A 16,389-nucleotide genomic window follows, 5' to 3' on the forward strand; every position below is an offset into this window, starting at 1 on the left:
CTGGAGGGAAACATATGGTCCAGGGCGTTTACGTTGCTTCCGTGGCTCCGGGTTCCGGAAAGTCGCTGGTTGCTTTGGGGCTGGCCGATGCCCTGCATCGCAGGACGGGACGGTTGGGCTTCTTCCGGCCGCTGGTCAATCGCGCCGAGGCGCAGGAGGACCCCGTAATCGTCATGCTTCGGCGACTCTACGAACTGGAACCATCCCGCTGCCGGAGCGGTATGTCCCTCGACTCAGCGAGGGCTGACGTCGCGGCGGGCCGCCAGGACGAAGTGTTCTCCTGGATCCTCGCGGAGTACAGGGGGATTGCGCAAGAGTGCGATGTGGTGGTGGTTGACGGCTCGGATCTCCGTGGAAACGACGCCGGAAGGGAATTTGACCTCAACACCAGGTTGGCGAACAACCTGGGGCTGCCTGTGCTGGCTGTGGTTGGCGCAAGGGGACTCTCGGTGGAACAAACAGCAGGCGCAGCGGAGGCAGCCGTCAGGCAGTTCAAGGCCGGGCGCTGCCCGGTCCTGGCGTTGGTGGTGAATCGCGCCGATCCCGGGGCACTGGAGGATGTCCATCGAGCTGTAAGGGCGTCTGCGGGGGAGGTCCCTTCATACGTGATACCCGAAGTGCCTCATATTTCCACCCTGACTGTTGCAGACGTCGCTTCCGCCTTGGGCCTTACCCGTCTGTCGGGCAGCACAGAGCTGGACCGTGATGTGCGCAGCATCAAGGTGGCGGGGATGAACGTGGATAACTTCCTTGAGACCCTCCGTCCGGGCGATCTGGTCATCGTTGCCGGTGACCGCTCCGACGTCATGATGGCCTGCCTGGCCTCGGCCCTGTCGCCCGAACTTCCGACGCCTGCGGGCATTATCCTGACGGATGGGTTGCTTCCCGGTGCACACGTGCTGCCGTTGTTGGAGCGTGCGCCCTTCCCTGTCTTCACACACTCGACAGATACGTATGCCACAGCACAAAAAGTCGCAGGTGTGCGCAGCGAAATCCACACGGGGGAGAACCGTAAGCTGGCAGCTGCCCTGGGTGTGTGGTCCCGATGCGTCAACGAAACCGAAATGCTCGATCGTTTGGCCCTTCCCCATCCGGCCACGATGACACCCCTCCGCTTCCTCAACGAGCTGATCGAAAGGGCCCGGAAGCAGGAACGAAGAATTGTCCTGGCCGAGGGCGAAGAATTGCGCGTCCTGCGGGCGGCCGAGATCCTTCGACGCCGGGATGTTTGCAGGATAACGGTCCTGGGCGACGTTGCTGTGATCCGGGAGCTCGCTGAAGCCCATGGCATCGATGTGAGCGGGCTCCAGATCCTTGATCCTGCCAGTTCACCGCTCAGGGAGCGCTTCGCTGCCGAGTATTGCCGCTTGAGGGCGCACAAAGGCATGATCATGGAACGTGCCCGGGAAATCATGCTTGAAGGGGCGTACTTCGGCACAATGATGGTCCAGCTCGGTGAAGCAGACGGCATGGTCTCCGGCGCGGCTCACACTACGGCCAACACCATACGGCCTGCGTTGGAGTTCGTGAAGGGCCGGGAGGGGGAGGGCCTGGTGTCCTCTGTTTTCTTCATGTTGTTTCCGGACCGGGTGTTCGTTTATGGAGACTGCGCAGTGGTTCCCGAGCCAAACGCAGAACAACTCGCGGCAATCGCCATCGCTTCCGCTGACACTGCTTCCCGTTTCGGTGTAGAGCCGAGGGTGGCCATGCTTTCCTATTCGACGGGAGGCTCTGGATCCGGAACTGCCGTAGACAAGGTGCGATGCGCTACGGAACTGGTCAGGAAAGCACGTCCTGACCTTCCGGTGGATGGGCCAATTCAGTACGACGCCGCAGTAGATGCGACGATCGCGAGCTCCAAGTTGCCTTCGTCGGCAGTGGCAGGGAAGGCGACTGTCTTCATCTTTCCCGACCTCAACACTGGCAACAACACCTATAAGGCGGTGGAGCAGTCCTCGGGTGCTATCGCCGTCGGGCCCATCCTGCAGGGTCTGCGCAAGCCCATCAACGATCTATCCAGGGGCTCAACAGTGGATGACATCATCAACACGGTAGCCATCACTGCCGTCCAGGCGCAGCAAGCAGGCTAGGCGTCGTCCTCCGTAGCCACCAGAAGAACCGGGCAGTGGGCATGGGCTGCACAAGCCTTGCTGACCGATCCAATGGGCTGGTTCAGGAACCCGCCGGCGCCGTGCCTGCCTACGACGAGCAACTGTGATCCACGGCTTTCCTCGACCAATACCTTCGCTGGTTCGCCGAATTTGACAGTGACCGTCAGGTCCTCGGGGCGGGACTCTCCGAAAGCGCGTTCAAGTGCCTCGTCCACCAACCGCCTCGCCGTGTCCTCAAGCTGTGAAGTGAAGCGGGTCAGTTCATGTTCGAAACGCGATGCCATGTAGAAATCGGACATGCCGATACACGTGATCACGTCAATGGGCCCACCCAGGGCGGACGCCATCCGCCCTGCCATTTCGAGGGTCTTCGAGGAGTATTCCGAGCCATCGACGCCGACGACGATTCGATTCGGTCGTGATTGTGAGTTCATGGGACCAGCTTGGCCCTGCGCACGGTGCCACGATAGGGCCGAAGGACACGTTTTCAGGCCGGCGAAGGGGTTCCGCTTTGCCGGTGGCGCAGCCGTTTGTAGAGCCAATCGACGCCAAGGACGCCAGGAATGGCAAGGACGGCTACGAGCCACCCCAAGGCAGTAGGCGGCGCCTGTCCGAGGATTCCGGCCAGGGGCGGAACGAACAGGAACAGGGCCAGTGCCGCCAATTCGGCGGATACAGCCCAGAGCAGGAGTCGGTTGGTGAACCATCCCTGCTTCCACGGGGGAGCCGTTGCGCTTCTGCATGCGAAAGCGGTAGCGAGTTGGCCCAGCACAACGGCGGCAAAGGCAGCCCCGGACGCTGACATCAGTACACCCGGATCCAATGATTGGCCACGAGCCCAGCCGCTGCCGAACAGCACTGTTGAGAATGCCGTCATTGCGATCAAGGCCTCGGTGGGTCCCATCACGGCAAACACCCTCAGCATGAGTAGACGGTCCAGAAGGTGCCGCTTTTCGGGAGGTCTCTTCAATACAAGCTTTCCCGGCGGCTCGGCCCCGAGAGCCAGGGCAGGCAGCAGATCTGTTCCGATGTCGAGCGCCAGGATCTGGAGGACACCAAGCGCAAGCGGGAACTGGCCGCCTGACAATGCCCAGATGACGAACGGTGCCAGCTCTGCCACGTTGTCGGTGAGGTGGTAAGTGAGGAAGCGGTGAATGTTCGAGTAGGTTGCCCGCCCTTGTTCGATTGCGGCCACGATCGTAGCGAAATGGTCGTCCAGGAGAACCAAGTCCGCAGCTTCGCGGGCCACGTCTGTGCCGCTGAGTCCCATGGCTACTCCGATGTCGGCCTGGCGAAGCGCGGGACCGTCGTTGACGCCGTCTCCCGTCATCGCCACCACATGGCCGCGGGCCTGCAAGGCCTTCGCCACGCGGAGCTTTTGCTCCGGTGAAACCCTGCTGACCACAACTCCGTCGCGGTCCAGGAGGGCACCGAGGATCTGCTCGTCCCCCGGGAGATCGACGCCTTGGACAACGAGGTTGTCCGGACCCATCAGCCCAATCTCCGTGGCGATTGCACCGGCCGTTGATGGGTGGTCGCCAGTGATCATTGCAATCCGGATCCCAGCCCCCCTGGCTGCCTTGATCACGTCACCGACATCCGGCCTTGGCGGGTCATGGAGCCCGATGAGGCCCAAGGGTACAAGGTTGCGTTCGGCCTCCACGGCCGATCGTTCCAGCCAGTCCTCCGCCGTACCAGGCAATTCCCGGCTTGCCACTGCTATCACCCGCAACCCGCGCGAGGCCATCGACTCCACGGCGTCGGCCAAGTTGCCAGAGGTATCCCCGCACAAGGGCAAAACGGATTCAGGGGCCCCCTTGACGAAAAGCGTGGCCCCGACAATGACAGACTCCCGGCGTCTGGTGGCGTCAAAGGCGAAGCGCCGCATAGTGGTGACCGTTTCAGGCTCGCGACCCAGCAGCCGCCGTGCCAGGGAATCAATCGCCGCTTCCATGGGGTCGCCACTGGCCGTCCATTCACCTGCATGTTGCACAGCCCGTCCTTGCGACGCTGCCCGTGCACCCAAAGCAGCCAGCAACGCCGCGCTGCGTGCCTGCCCTTCGATCCGTGCAACGGGGCCGTAGCCCTCGCCCACGATTTTCACCGCACCGTCGGCAGTGAAGACTTCGACGGCGTTCATCCGGTTTTGCGTCAAGGTACCGGTTTTGTCCGTGCAGATGAAGGTGGTTGAACCGAGTGTCTCCACTGCTTCCAGGTTGCGAACCAGCGCATGTCGTTCAGCCATCCGCTGCGCTCCCATGGCCAGCGACAAAGTGACGGTGGGCAGGAGGCCTTCCGGAATCAGCGCGACGGCAACGCCGATCGCAAACAGAAGCGAGTCGCGCCAGACGATCCCTACCAAGAGTGAGACGACGAAGAACAAGCCTGCAACGGTCAAAGCAACAAAGGCTATGAGCCGGACTATCCTTCGGAGTTCCATGGTCAGGGGAGTTGGTGGTGACTTGGTGCCACTCGTGAGTGCCGCAATGGCAGCCAGTTTGGTGTTGCCGCCAGTGGCGGTGACAAGGCCCTCTGCTTCTCCGTTGACCAGGAACGTTCCGCCCCAGGCGGGGTCATTGCAGCCTTTCGGTACTGCTGCACTTTCGCCGGTCAGCATGGATTCATCCACCGTGCAGCTTGAGGCAGCAACGAGCAGGATGTCCGCGGGCAGCCTGTCGCCGGCGGCCAGAATGACGACGTCTCCCGGCACGAGGTCGCTTGCGTGGACGCTTTGGATCCTGCCATCGCGCCGTACATTCACTTCGGCCGGGAGGAGGCCCTGCAGCCGTTCAGCGGCGTGCTGGGCACGTTCTTGCTGGATATGGGCGAAGACCCCGTTGACGATGACAACAATGATGATTGCCACACACAACTGCGGCATGCCACCGATGTAGGCCAAGGCGGCTGCGACCCACAACATCAACGCGAAGAAGTGCGTCAACTCGCCCAACAGCTTTCGCCACTGCGGCACTTTTCTGGCTTGTGGCAGGACGTTTGGTCCCGCTTCTGCCAACAACTCCGCGGCCGCGCGCGAACTCAGGCCGTCGGTTCCGGTCGCTGCAGGCAGCGGTGCAGGGGGTTTATTCCCAGGGGACATCGTTTCTCCAATGCAGGATGCCTGTTCGATGAAAGGCTCCACCAGTGACCGGGACGCGTCTAGGGCCAAAGGGCACGGTTGGGAAAGGACCTTCTGCCCTACACGTGCCGCGTCTGAGGCGTTAGGCTCTGCGCCATGGAGAACACATCACCGGACCAGGAAACCAAAGAACTCAGCGTTCACGACTGCTGGAAGTATCTGCAGTCCACGTCCACGTGCAGGGTGGCACTCATCAATGGGGACGTTCCAGAGATCTTCCCGGTCAACTACATCCCCAATTTCGGGACGCTGCTGTTCAGGACCGGGCAAGGGACCAAACACAAGGCCCTCCGCGAAGGGTCCGTGCTTGCGATGGAAGCTGACGGGTTCAACCGCTACGGGACCATTGCCTGGAGCGTCATCATCAAGGGACGCCCCGAGTTCGTGACCCATCCCGAAGAAATCCAGGAAGCGGTGGATGCCGGCTTGTCCCCGTGGCAGCCCGGTCCCAAGGATATTTTGGTGCGGGTGACGCCAACGGAAATCAGCGGACGGAGGTTTGTCATCACACCACCCTCCAAATGGTGGCCACCGGTGGATCCTGCCGCATCTGACGACGACGAGGCCGCGGAAGGGGACGACGCCGTAACCAGGTAGGTGCCCACGTCCCGGTTTCCGCGGTTCTGGTTTGTCGCCCGGCTCTTAGGACGGCCGTGTCAGGATGGTGGGGCACTGGACATTGAGAAGAACGTGCTGTGCCACGGATCCCAGCAGCACCCGCAGGCCGCCCCGCCCGCGGCAACCCATGACCAGCAGCCGGGCGTCCCTGGCAGCAGCCACCAGCGCGTCCCCAGGGCCGAGACCGTCCTCCAGCCTTTCCTGCACGGATACCCCCGGGTAGCGTTCGTTGACCCAGCGAACGGCTTCAGCCAGGATGCCACTGTTCCCGGGAGATCGGGGCTCCGGACCCGAAGCATGAACGATGATCAGTTCTTCGTCCATACGCTGTGCCTCACTCGCCGCCAGATCCAAGGCAGTGAGCGAATCGGCGGAGCCGTCAACTCCGACCACCACGCCCGTGCGGACTCCGGATGCCATGTCCGGAACCACAGCGACCGGGCAGTTGCTTGTGACTGCGATCTGGAAACTGACGGAGCCGTATCCCTGGCCTTCCGTCCCTGGCCCGCGGTCGGTTCCGGCAACCAGCATGTCTGCTTCCGGGGACAGGCCGGCGAGGGTTTCTGCGGGTTCTCCGGACAACTGCGTGGATGAGACCTCCAACGAAGGGTACGCCTCTGCGAGCCGCCCGATTTCGCTGCCCAACAGGTCGCTGGCACGTTCCAGGGCCAACTTTCGTTCACCCTCCACGGGAAACGCCCAGTCCGGCGGAACCACATGAACGAGGTTGAGCCCCAGACCAAGGGCATCAGCATGTGCCGCCGCCCAGTCTGCGACATTCCGGCCCGCCCTGGAACCATCAAGGGCTGCCACGATCTGCTTCTTCACGTAACGGCGTTCCCCTCGCAGTCCCAACAGTGATCGTTTCCACTATCTGCGCGAGTGGCCGCAGCCGCAAGGGCCGGAAGTCCTTCCCGCCGCCTGCAGAAGTGCGTTAGGGTCCTCAGCAGAGAGCTGGAAGCTCCCACTGGACGTCGGCGGGAAGGATCATGATGTGCAAGTTCTTGTGCTGAACCCCGGCTCCTCATCGCTAAAATACCACTTGAGGGACACCGCGCACCCCACAGGGCAGGACAGCGTCCTGGCTTCGGGACAGGTCAATTTGCCACCGGATAGCCGCTATGAGCCCTCCCGCCTGCACGAGACCTTTGAAGAAATCGGTGCCGCAGTGGCCAAGAACATGGGTACAGGATCTCCGGAGGCAATCGGACATCGCGTCGTTCACGGCGGTGACCGGTTCAGCACCCCGGTATGCGTCACGTCAGACGTTGTGGCGGCAATTGAAGGGCTGAGTCCTTTGGCGCCGCTGCATAACCCCTCAAGCGCCGCCTGTATGAAGACTGCTGGAGAACGCTGGCCGGGGGTCCCCCAGGTGGCTGTCTTCGACACAGCGTTCCACCGTTCCATCCCTGAATTCGCAGCCCGCTATGCCATTCCGGAAGACAGCTATACGGAGCACCCCGTCAGGCGGTATGGGTTCCACGGCATTTCCGTGGAGATGGCATGCCGTGATGCGGCTGCGTTTCTTGATGTGGCCTGTCCTTCCCTGAACGCAATAGTGGCGCACGTGGGTAACGGCGCATCGGTGACGGCAGTCAGGGAGGGCCGCAGCGTGGACACCTCCATGGGTATGACACCACTGGAAGGCCTGGTCATGGGTACCCGGTCAGGGGACCTGGACCCTTCCATCATCGTGTTGATGCAACGTGCGGGAGCCACTGCAGACGAAGTCGACGCTGTCCTCAACCACCAATCGGGCCTCCTGGCATTGGCCGGAACGGCGGACATGCGCGAAATTGGCGCGGCGGTAGGGCGGGGGGAGCCCCGGGCGGTTCTCGCCCTCGAAACTGCTGCCTACCGTCTCGCCAAGTACATCGCGGCCTACTCGATGGTGGTTCAGCGGCCCGACGCTCTAGTGTTCACGGGGGGCGTGGGGGAGAATTCCCATCTGTTCAGGGCCAAGGTCCTTTCCTGGCTGGGCCCGTTGGGATTGCGCGTCTCCGCGGACGAGAATTCAGCTGATGTGAAAGGTATCCGTGGGGTCAGCACGGATGATTCCACATTTCCCGTGCTTGTGGTGCCCAGCGACGAAGAGCGCGCGATCGCGGAAGCAACGGCTTCACTTCTCGCTGAACACGAATAGGAAGGATTGCAAGATGAGGCCAAGCACGCCGGACACCCGCCAGATTTCCGGACCGGAGTCCGAGGACTTTGAACAGCTCAACCGATACTGGGCCGCCGCGAACTACCTCACCGTGGCACAGATCTACCTCCAGGAAAATCCCCTTCTACGCGAACCATTGGAAGCCCGGCACATCAAACCCCGGCTTCTGGGCCATTGGGGGACCAGCCCCGGGTTGTCTCTCATTTATGCCCACCTGAACCGACTTATCCGTCGCACGAGCGCGGAAGTCCTCTTGGTGACTGGCCCTGGCCACGGAGGCCCCGCCGTCGTTGCCAATACGTATCTTGAGGGCAGCTACTCAGAGGTTTATCCGGCTGTTGGCAGGGATCTTGAAGGACTGAGGCGCCTAGTAAGGCAATTTTCGACCCCTGGCGGGATCCCCAGCCATGTCGGCCCGGCCACGCCCGGTTCCATCCACGAAGGCGGTGAACTGGGCTACTCGCTAATGCATGCCACCGGAGCCGCCATGGACAATCCGAACCTTATAGTTGCCTGTGTTGTCGGGGATGGAGAGGCAGAAACAGGGCCCTTGGAGGGTTCATGGAAGGCGCTGGCATTTATCAACCCGCTCCGCGACGGCGCGGTCCTTCCTATTCTCCACCTCAACGGATACAAGATCTCAGGTCCCACGGTCTTGGGCCGTCGCTCGGACCTGGACGTCGCAGCGTTGCTCGCGGCGCATGGCTGGGACCCCATCACTGTTGCAGGAGACGATCCGGACCTTGTCCACCCAGCATTGGCCTCCGCGGTGGATTCGGCATACATCTCCATCCGGGCCATACAGTCGCATGCCCGCCAAGAAGGCGTGATAGGTCCCGCCCGATGGCCTGCCATTATCCTTCGCACGCCCAAAGGTTGGACGGGGCCGGTCGCAGTGGACGGCGTGCCGGTTGAGGGAACCAGCCGTTCACATCAGGTGCCGTTGGGTGGAGTAAGGGAAAAGCCTGAGCATCTGGCGCAACTGGAGACCTGGATGCGCTCCTACCGTCCGGAGGAACTCTTCGACGACCAAGGGCGCCTTATCCCTGAACTGGCGGCTTTGGCTCCCGACGGCGGCCTTCGCATGGGGGCGCTGCCGGCGAGCCGCGGGGTAGGGGGTGGAGACCTCGCGATCCCCGACCTTGGCCGGTACGCCGTCGGAGCTGTTCCGCGCGGAGCGTTGATGCACGAGAGCACCAAACCACTCGGGGAGATGTTCCGGGACATCTATATCGAGACTGCCGATGATCCCATATTCCGCCTTTTCTGCCCGGACGAAACCAATAGCAACCGGCTTGGTGCAGTCTTTGAAGCCACGGACAGGTGCCTGCTGGAGTCGCCCGTTAACGGTGCTGTCTCCCTGGCCGAGGATCATGTCTCGGCCAGCGGCCGGGTCATGGAGGTCCTCTCGGAACACCTGTGCCAGGGCTGGCTCGAAGGATATGTGCTAACAGGAAGGCACGGCTTCTTCGCAAGCTACGAGGCATTCGCGATGGTGGCCGCCTCCATGACAGTCCAGCACGCCAAATGGTTGCAACATTCCAGGGAGCTGGACTGGCGCCAGCCTGTCCCGAGTCTGAATATCCTGCTGACCTCTACATGTTGGCGAAACGATCACAACGGATTCAGCCATCAGGGACCGGGGCTCATCGACACGGTCCTATCCCTGTCCGGAAGTGTCATCAGGGTCTACCTCCCGCCGGATGCCAATACCCTGTTGGTTGCGGCGGAACACATGCTCAGGAGCAAGGATTACGTAAACCTCGTTGTCATCGACAAGCAGGACCACCCCCAGTATTTGACGCTTGCCGAGGCGAGGGAGCACGCTGCCGTTGGTGCATCCATATGGGGGTGGGCCGGGAATGAATCGGGCCGCAGTTCACACGTCCCTGCAGAACCTGACATCATCCTGGCCTGTGCCGGGGATGTTCCCACCCAGGAGACATTGGCCGCCGCCTGGCTTCTCCGGCGTCACGTTCCCAAGCTCACTGTGCGGGTGGTCAACGTCATGGATGCCATGGTCCTCCAGCCTGAGGATGCGCATCCCCACGGGCTCTCACGTGAGAAGTTTGATGAGATCTTTACTACGGACGTGGACGTGGTGATGGCGTGGCACGGATACGCGCGGGCCCTCCATCAACTCCTGCATGGGCGCCCAAATCCCGAGAGATTCCACGTCCGCGGTTACAACGAACAAGGGACCACCACCACCCCCTTCGACATGGTGGTCCTGAACAGGGTCAGCCGCTACCACCTCGTTATGGAGGCGCTACGCCGGGCCCGCAGGCAATTCATGGGCAGCGACGAACTCCTGGAACATTGCCGGAGCCAGCTTGACGCCCACGCAGCCTACATTCGGGAACATTTCCAAGACCTTCCAGAGATCAGGAACTGGGTGTGGTCGGAGCCGGATTCCTAACGGACTTCGATCACGCCCATCATTCCCAGGTCTTCGTGGTCAAGAATGTGGCAGTGGTAAACGGAGCGCCCGACGAAATCATCAAAGGCCACGCGGACCGTGACCCTGCCGTTCGCGGGGACGTTCACCACATCCTGACGTCGAACGAAATCCAGTGCCTGACCGGCTTCTTCGATGATCTGCATGGGCCACACGTGAAGATGGAAGGGATGGTCCATGGAGCTGCCGTTGACCAAGGTCCATTCCTCGACGCTGCCCACCGAAGCTATGGTGTCCGTCCTGGTTGCGTCGAACTGCCTGCCATTGATCGTGAATCCCATCATCCCCATACCCATCCCGGCACCGAATGTCAGGCGACGGTGGACCGCGACCGGGGACGACCTTAGGTCCGCGCGTTGGCTTCCCGCGGGCACCACCGGCCAAGGCCCTGCTTGCTTGCCCGCAACCCGTAACGTGGCCAAAGGCGTACTGTCATTGTCCTCAGTACCTGGCACCCGCGATCCTTCAGTGCCCGGCATTCCCGGCATGACGCCACGATTGTAGTGTGTGGCTCGCAAGACCGCTTCGCCGGTGACTGTTGTGACCAGCAGGTCGGCCCGGTTGCCGGGAGCGAGCAGCAGGTCCTCTGTCGCAAGTGGCTGTGGGAGGCGGCCGGAGTCTGTCGCCAGCAACTGAAGGCGCTGGCCGTCAATGCTCAAACGGAGGTAGCGGGCAGCACACGCATTGATGATCCGCCACCTTTCACGTTCCCCGGGACGTGCCTCCAACCGCGGATTGAGTTGGCCGTTGACCAGGAGGAGCGTGCCTTCGCGGCCAGCCATCCTCTCCATTTGAGACACCTGTTGGATGTTCCCGAAAGGGTCCAATGTGGTGTCGGAAACCACCAGGATCCTTTCACGAACCGTGCTGATGGGCTCAGGGTCCTCAACGATGATCGCTCCAAAGAGGCCTCCAAAGACCTGGTCGGCCACATTGCCGTGATGATGGGGGTGGTACCAGTACACGCCGGGTGGATGGTCGTCAGGTAGCCGGTACTCGTAGTCGAAGTCTCTGCCGGGGCCTACCACGGTAAAAGCATTGTCGCCTTGGCCTTGGGGCGAGACATGCAGTCCGTGGACATGAAGGTTGGTGGCTTCACGGAGGTTATTGACGAGGTGGATTCTTAGGACGTCGCCAGGTTGGATCCGAAGCGTTGGACCCGGTATTTCGTGGTTGTAGGCAAGGGCGGATGCTTGTCGTCCCGCGAGCTGCACAGGGCCGTGACTCGCTTCAAGCTGGACGTCCAGCTTGCCTGCCGAGCTTTTCAAAACGGGCGGGTAGGTCAAATCGGGTTCAGCGGTGGAGGTGGTGGGACGGGCCAGCGTCATAACGAGGCCTGTCACGCCCATGACAGTGCTCGCCAGCCCCAGACTTCCCAGCAACAACGCCGAGCGTCTGCTGAGGGGCTCCATCAGGGTCCTTCACCGAGAACCTTGACCCGTTCGCGGTATTCGTCTGCGGTGAGTTCCCCCCTCGCAAAGCGTTCATCGAGTATTTGCCGGGCCGGGCTTCGTCCGGGGGACTGTAAATCCGAAGTATGGCGTGACCCGGTTCCGTACCCCGCGCCGAACATCCGGACTGCAAGAAGCACAAGTATCGCAAGGCCGATGAGCGTGAGAAGCCCCCAGATCCACATCCAACCGTTGCCCATCCCATAGCCCCACATCATGACAAGAACCTTTCACCTCACGCAGTCACTGCTGTGTACCCGATGTGCGGGCGGGTTCGCCCGCCTCTTGCGGCTGCCCCCTCTCAGATTGCGGCCCATCCGTTGTCCGAGGGGAGCACACTCCCGTTGATATTCGATCCGTCCCGGCTCAGCAGGAACGCTATGCCGGCCGCGAGTTCCTCGGCTTCTGCGATAGGCGGCACATTGGCCTGCATGAGCGGGCCAAGAACTTCAACCGCGAGCTGGGACTGGAACTCGGCATGGATATTGGTCCTTGTTCCGCCGGGGCAGATGGCATTCACGCGAATGCCCTTGCGCCCGTACATTACGGCCGAACTACGCGTGAGTCCGATGACTGCGTGCTTGGAAACGGTATACGCTGCTCCTGCCGCGGAGCCTCGGAGTCCGGCCTCCGATGACACATTCACGATTGAGCCATATCCGGCGTCGAGCATCAAGGGGACCACCGCGCGCATGAGGCGCATCATCGACGTGAGGTTCACGTTGAGAACCCGCTCCCATGTCGCGTCGTCTACCTCATGAACAGGCTGAAAACTGTCCATGATGCCAGCGACGTTCGCCAAGGCGTCAACCCTTCCGTTCACTGCGGCGACGACACGCCGCACGGCGTCCTCTGCGCTGATATCACCCGCCGCGGGCACGAGGTCCAATTCTGAATGATCGGCAACAAGCCGGTCCAAGCCATCCTGGCTCACATCGCTGGCGATGACGTGCCCGCCTTCCCTTGCAACGCGCAGCGCGGTCGCACGACCGATGCCAGAGGCTGCCCCGGTGACGATGACGGTCTGACCGTCAAACCGGCCAGGTGTGACAACTTCGTGCCATGCGGGCATGGGACGCTCCTTCTACATTCAGGTCCCCGGAACGCCGAACCAGCATTTTGAGGAATCCGGCTGCCGTGTTTGGCTCGCCTTTTGCCAGCTGGAAGCCCCGTGGACTGGGTAGTGTATTTGTTCCTAAGTCGTGTATGTGTCCTTAAGCAATAGCGTGCGGCGCGGACAAAGCGGCCAACAAGTGCTGAAAGTCCCTATGCTTCCGAGCATGCCTCTACGCTGTGCTCATGAGTGAAACAAAGACAACGTGGCATGGGCAGCATAAGGCGGGTCTGAGCCGAGGTGAGCGCGCGGCAGACCTCCTTCGGAATGGCATGGGCAGCTGGACTTTCGTTGGGCTCTTTCTAGTATTCATGTCAGTTTGGGCTGCCATGAATACGTTTATTTTTGCCAATCAGGCATGGGACCCCTATCCGTTTATTCTCCTGAACCTCTTTTTGTCCATGCTGGCCGGTCTCCAAGGTGCCATACTGCTGATTGCTGCAAAGCGGCAGGATGCGATAGCCGCAGCCATGGCTCTCCACGATTATGAAACGGACACGCAGGCGAAGACCGAGATCGATCGGCTGATGGCCGTCAACAGCCAGCAGTTGGAACTACTTGAGGAGCTCCGGGTCCTGCTGCTGGAGCCGCGAATGTCAGGGACAAACGACGGCGGAACAACCCCGCCGGTCCCGGACGCCTAAACGGGGTTGCTGGAAACGTCCAGCGACGTAGAGTGGAAATGCTTGGCTTTGGCACCCCGCTCGCTCACGTGGCAGGAAACAGGAGACGCTATGCATCACGACGCGCACAAAGATCCGGCAGCAGAACGCCGCGCACTCCAGGCCGTTGAGCATCATCACGCCGAGATGCTTGGGAAGCTGCGGGAGCTCGTGGCCACGCTCGTACGGGCGGTCGAGGAGCGTGACTCCAACGCCGAGCATCACGCACAGGAGGAGTTGCTTGCCTGGTGCCAGCATGAGCTGATTCCGCACGCTTTGGCAGAGGAAGGTCCCCTTTATGGAGGCCCCAGGAAAGCTTTAGAGGGCAGGCTTCTGGTTGAAGGCATGTTGGCAGAGCACAAAGCAATTGTCCGTCTGGTGGAACAACTTAGTGTTTCCCGCGGTGTGAAGGCTGCGGTGACCGGCGGCGTCATAGAAGAACTCTTCGCCTTGCACTTGGATAAGGAGAACAAGCTCCTCATGCCGTTTATCGCTGATTCCGCTGAACTTTCACTGGCGTCCGCCGTTGAAGGGCTACACGAACTGGTCGGTGAAACCCATACTCACGCTCACGATCACAAACAAAGCTGAGAAGCCTGACTTTGTGCACGGATCGTGTTGTACGGGCCCTTCGGGTTGAGTCGCTCATCCGAGTTCACGCGTAGTTTTTCGGCTGGTTTCCGGCCCCGCGAAGGCTGCGATAGCGCCAAGGATCCCTACGGCCAGGCACAACCATACTGCCGGCTGCCAGGAGCTTGGCCCGGCGCCGAGTGCTTGGGCGATGGTTGGGGCGAAACCAGCCGCAACCAAGCCGAGCATGAGGCCTACAGCCATCCCCGTATACCGCACCTTTGCCGGGAATTGCTCGGCATAGTATGCGGCGCCGACGCCTATGGCCATGCTGTAGAAGACGCTGATTCCCAGGACCGCCGCGATCAACATGAGCATGATATTGCCCGAGTCGATGGCGTTGAAGAGGACGAACAGGGTGGAAGTGGCACCCAAGGCGCCGATGATGTAAACCGGGCGTCGTCCAAATCGGTCCGCCCATACGCCAACCACGGGTGCCATGACCGCGGCACCAATGTTGCCTACAGAGACCGCTACCAGCATGGTGACGCTCGATACGCCTTGGTTCTGCGACACATAGGCCAGGGTGAACACGTTGAAAATGGTCCCGACGACGTTGATGCAGCTGCAGATGAGTACGCGAAGTGTAGCTTTCCAGTGATAACGCAAAAGGGTGACGATGGGGAGTGAATCCGTTTTGCCTTCCTCGCGTACTTCCTTGAAAACTTCGGGTTCTTCAAGATTTCGCCTGAGGAGGTAGGCGATGATGGTCAGGACGCCACTGAGAAGGAACGGGATACGCCATCCCCAGGAAATCAAGTGTTCCTGGGGCATTGCGGCCAGAGGCAGGAAGACCAGAGTGCCCAGTGACATGCCCAGCTGCATGCCGCTCATGGAGAAAGCAGTGTAGAACGCCCGTTTGCCGTCGGGGGCGTGCTCTACGGTCAGACTGCTGGATCCGGGCACCTCTCCGCCTGCTGAGATGCCTTGCAGGAGCCGGAGAAGGACCAAGAGAATCGGCGCGACTAAACCTATGGTTTGGTAGGAGGGCAGGATACCGATGAAGAAGGTGGCGGACCCCATCAACCCGATGGAGAGCATCAGGGCAAGCCGGCGGCCCAGACGGTCCCCGATGTGGCCCCAGAAGATAGCACCGAATGGGCGGGCGACGTAGGCAACACCGAAGGTTGCGATGGATACCAGGGCCCCTGCTCCGCCCGTCATGTCGGAGAAGAACACTTTGCCGAAGACAAGGGCCGCAGCGGTTCCGTAGATGACGAAGTCGTAGTACTCCAGTGCGCTGCCAAAGAAACCGGAGATAGCAGCACGGCGCACCCTCCGGGCCTTTTGTAGCCCCGCAACGTCTGCGATGGTTATTGACATTTTGTCTCCTTTTTCTGTTGCGAACGTTAGAGAGTGATGGGTTTCAGTCGAATAGTTTGTGGTCCCGCGGACGAGTCGAAGGTGACTGCGTATAGTCCATCGGGTCCGCCGTTGTAGGTAATTTCCGTGCCGAGTTCTTTTGTGCTGGCGACATCGCCCAGCCACTTCTGGAGGTCGGCTTCGCTGCCGCCGAGTTCGATGGATGTGACTCCGCCGCCCTTGTGGTCTCCCGTGCCTACCTGAACCGGCGCCAGACTCGAATGCCTGCCCAAGTCGGGGACGTAGTAGATGTTGGGTTTTCCCAAACGCCAGGAGTTCCAAAAGTCGGGAGCGTGCGGAATTGATGGTTTGTCGGCTGCGGGGACCATGGCGACTTTGCCACCGGATATTCCTTCCATCGGCGCAATTCCGTGCGCTTTGGCGAATTCGTGGATTTCGTCCAGCGAGTCGGTGCGCAGGCACAGGCCTGCGAAGCAATCACCGGAAGCCGTTTGCCGCTCCAGTTCCAGGGCCATTGGGGCGCGGTCTGTGATCATCCGGTGATCGACTATGCTCTCTACTTCGATGTAGACGTAGTTGCCCAGTGAGATGATCTTTTGGCCCAATCCCAGCCCTGGAAAGTAGCCGCCATCGGAGGAACCGATACCGGTTTCGCGGCTGAGTTCCACGGTGGTGCGGTATAGGTTGTCTGACCAGACAGCAATGTGATCGAGTGTGATCAC

Annotated in this window: 14 protein-coding genes; 6 read left to right on the forward strand and 8 right to left on the reverse strand. The window is 61.2% G+C overall.

Going from position 1 to position 16,389, the window contains the following annotated elements; genetic code table 11:
- Nucleotides 1-14 precede the first annotated feature (14 nt).
- Nucleotides 15-2,090, forward strand: coding sequence for a phosphate acetyltransferase (gene pta / locus ACZ5G6_RS12205; protein ID WP_498685787.1), 2,076 nt, complete (start codon nt 15-17; stop codon nt 2,088-2,090).
- Here pta and ACZ5G6_RS12210 read toward each other — a convergent pair.
- Complete coding sequence (locus ACZ5G6_RS12210; RefSeq protein WP_498685788.1) at nt 2,087-2,545, reverse strand: universal stress protein; 459 nt, start codon at nt 2,543-2,545, stop codon at nt 2,087-2,089. The genes pta and ACZ5G6_RS12210 overlap by 4 nt on opposite strands.
- 53 nt (nt 2,546-2,598) lie before the next feature.
- Complete coding sequence (locus tag ACZ5G6_RS12215; RefSeq protein ID WP_498685789.1) at nt 2,599-5,208, reverse strand: cation-translocating P-type ATPase; 2,610 nt, start codon at nt 5,206-5,208, stop codon at nt 2,599-2,601.
- A gap of 135 nt (nt 5,209-5,343) precedes the next feature.
- Between ACZ5G6_RS12215 and ACZ5G6_RS12220 the strand changes: the two genes are divergently transcribed.
- A complete protein-coding gene (locus ACZ5G6_RS12220) occupies nt 5,344-5,844 on the forward strand; it encodes a pyridoxamine 5'-phosphate oxidase family protein (RefSeq protein WP_498685790.1) in 501 nt (166 codons plus the stop codon).
- A 45-nt stretch (nt 5,845-5,889) separates the two neighbouring features.
- Here ACZ5G6_RS12220 and ACZ5G6_RS12225 read toward each other — a convergent pair whose 3' ends face one another.
- Entirely contained in the window at nt 5,890-6,693 is an 804-nt protein-coding gene (locus ACZ5G6_RS12225) for a universal stress protein (RefSeq protein ID WP_498685791.1), read from the reverse strand.
- 166 nt (nt 6,694-6,859) lie between these two features.
- On the opposite strand from ACZ5G6_RS12225, the gene ACZ5G6_RS12230 reads away from it, so the two are divergent.
- Complete coding sequence (locus ACZ5G6_RS12230; protein ID WP_498685792.1) at nt 6,860-8,008, forward strand: acetate/propionate family kinase; 1,149 nt, start codon at nt 6,860-6,862, stop codon at nt 8,006-8,008.
- Nucleotides 8,009-8,021: 13 nt separating this feature from the next.
- Complete coding sequence (locus ACZ5G6_RS12235; RefSeq protein WP_498685793.1) at nt 8,022-10,448, forward strand: phosphoketolase family protein; 2,427 nt, start codon at nt 8,022-8,024, stop codon at nt 10,446-10,448.
- On the opposite strand, the gene ACZ5G6_RS12240 is transcribed toward ACZ5G6_RS12235, so the two are convergent.
- The 3 genes from ACZ5G6_RS12240 to ACZ5G6_RS12250 all read right to left on the reverse strand — a co-directional run bounded on the left by ACZ5G6_RS12240 (nt 10,445) and on the right by ACZ5G6_RS12250 (nt 13,010).
- The gene (locus ACZ5G6_RS12240) at nt 10,445-11,899 is read right to left on the reverse strand and encodes a multicopper oxidase family protein (RefSeq protein ID WP_498685794.1); all 1,455 of its coding nucleotides are present in this window, start codon (nt 11,897-11,899) and stop codon (nt 10,445-10,447) included. The two genes, ACZ5G6_RS12235 and ACZ5G6_RS12240, sit on opposite strands and share 4 nt — an antisense overlap.
- Nucleotides 11,899-12,156: an SHOCT domain-containing protein gene (locus ACZ5G6_RS12245; protein WP_223932702.1), complete on the reverse strand. Its 258-nt coding sequence runs from the start codon at nt 12,154-12,156 to the stop codon at nt 11,899-11,901. Before ACZ5G6_RS12245 ends, ACZ5G6_RS12240 begins: the two co-directional genes overlap by 1 nt.
- A gap of 83 nt (nt 12,157-12,239) precedes the next feature.
- Nucleotides 12,240-13,010, reverse strand: a complete 771-nt coding sequence (locus ACZ5G6_RS12250; protein ID WP_223932703.1) for an SDR family NAD(P)-dependent oxidoreductase — start codon at nt 13,008-13,010, stop codon at nt 12,240-12,242.
- Between the two features lie 371 nt (nt 13,011-13,381).
- Here ACZ5G6_RS12250 and ACZ5G6_RS12255 point away from each other — a divergent pair, with 371 nt between their 5' ends.
- Both ACZ5G6_RS12255 and ACZ5G6_RS12260 read left to right on the forward strand, forming a co-directional pair.
- Nucleotides 13,382-13,696: a DUF1003 domain-containing protein gene (locus ACZ5G6_RS12255; protein ID WP_498685795.1), complete on the forward strand. Its 315-nt coding sequence runs from the start codon at nt 13,382-13,384 to the stop codon at nt 13,694-13,696.
- 90 nt (nt 13,697-13,786) lie between these two features.
- Nucleotides 13,787-14,305 carry a hemerythrin domain-containing protein gene (locus ACZ5G6_RS12260; RefSeq protein ID WP_498685796.1) on the forward strand — a complete coding sequence of 173 codons (519 nt, stop codon included), beginning with the start codon at nt 13,787-13,789 and terminating at the stop codon, nt 14,303-14,305.
- A gap of 54 nt (nt 14,306-14,359) precedes the next feature.
- On the opposite strand, the gene ACZ5G6_RS12265 is transcribed toward ACZ5G6_RS12260, so the two are convergent.
- Both ACZ5G6_RS12265 and ACZ5G6_RS12270 read right to left on the reverse strand, forming a co-directional pair.
- Entirely contained in the window at nt 14,360-15,667 is a 1,308-nt protein-coding gene (locus ACZ5G6_RS12265; protein WP_223932706.1) for an MFS transporter, read from the reverse strand.
- 26 nt (nt 15,668-15,693) lie between these two features.
- The gene (locus ACZ5G6_RS12270) at nt 15,694-16,389 is read right to left on the reverse strand and encodes a VOC family protein (RefSeq protein WP_498685797.1); all 696 of its coding nucleotides are present in this window, start codon (nt 16,387-16,389) and stop codon (nt 15,694-15,696) included.

The sequence above is a fragment of the Arthrobacter sp. TmtSoilC51 genome, assembly GCF_055388015.1.

Excerpts from the sequence above, each read along its gene's own strand:
- ACZ5G6_RS12245 (WP_223932702.1), bottom strand. The coding sequence starts at position 12,156 with ATGATGTGGGGCTATGGGATGGGCAACGGTTGGATGTGGATCTGGGGG.
- ACZ5G6_RS12260 (WP_498685796.1), top strand. The coding sequence starts at position 13,787 with ATGCATCACGACGCGCACAAAGATCCGGCAGCAGAACGCCGCGCACTC.
- ACZ5G6_RS12220 (WP_498685790.1), top strand. The coding sequence starts at position 5,344 with ATGGAGAACACATCACCGGACCAGGAAACCAAAGAACTCAGCGTTCAC.
- ACZ5G6_RS12240 (WP_498685794.1), bottom strand. The coding sequence starts at position 11,899 with ATGGAGCCCCTCAGCAGACGCTCGGCGTTGTTGCTGGGAAGTCTGGGG.
- ACZ5G6_RS12235 (WP_498685793.1), top strand. The coding sequence starts at position 8,022 with ATGAGGCCAAGCACGCCGGACACCCGCCAGATTTCCGGACCGGAGTCC.
- pta (WP_498685787.1), top strand. The coding sequence starts at position 15 with ATGGTCCAGGGCGTTTACGTTGCTTCCGTGGCTCCGGGTTCCGGAAAG.
- ACZ5G6_RS12265 (WP_223932706.1), bottom strand. The coding sequence starts at position 15,667 with ATGTCAATAACCATCGCAGACGTTGCGGGGCTACAAAAGGCCCGGAGG.
- ACZ5G6_RS12210 (WP_498685788.1), bottom strand. The coding sequence starts at position 2,545 with ATGAACTCACAATCACGACCGAATCGAATCGTCGTCGGCGTCGATGGC.
- ACZ5G6_RS12255 (WP_498685795.1), top strand. The coding sequence starts at position 13,382 with ATGAATACGTTTATTTTTGCCAATCAGGCATGGGACCCCTATCCGTTT.
- ACZ5G6_RS12250 (WP_223932703.1), bottom strand. The coding sequence starts at position 13,010 with ATGCCCGCATGGCACGAAGTTGTCACACCTGGCCGGTTTGACGGTCAG.
- ACZ5G6_RS12215 (WP_498685789.1), bottom strand. The coding sequence starts at position 5,208 with ATGTCCCCTGGGAATAAACCCCCTGCACCGCTGCCTGCAGCGACCGGA.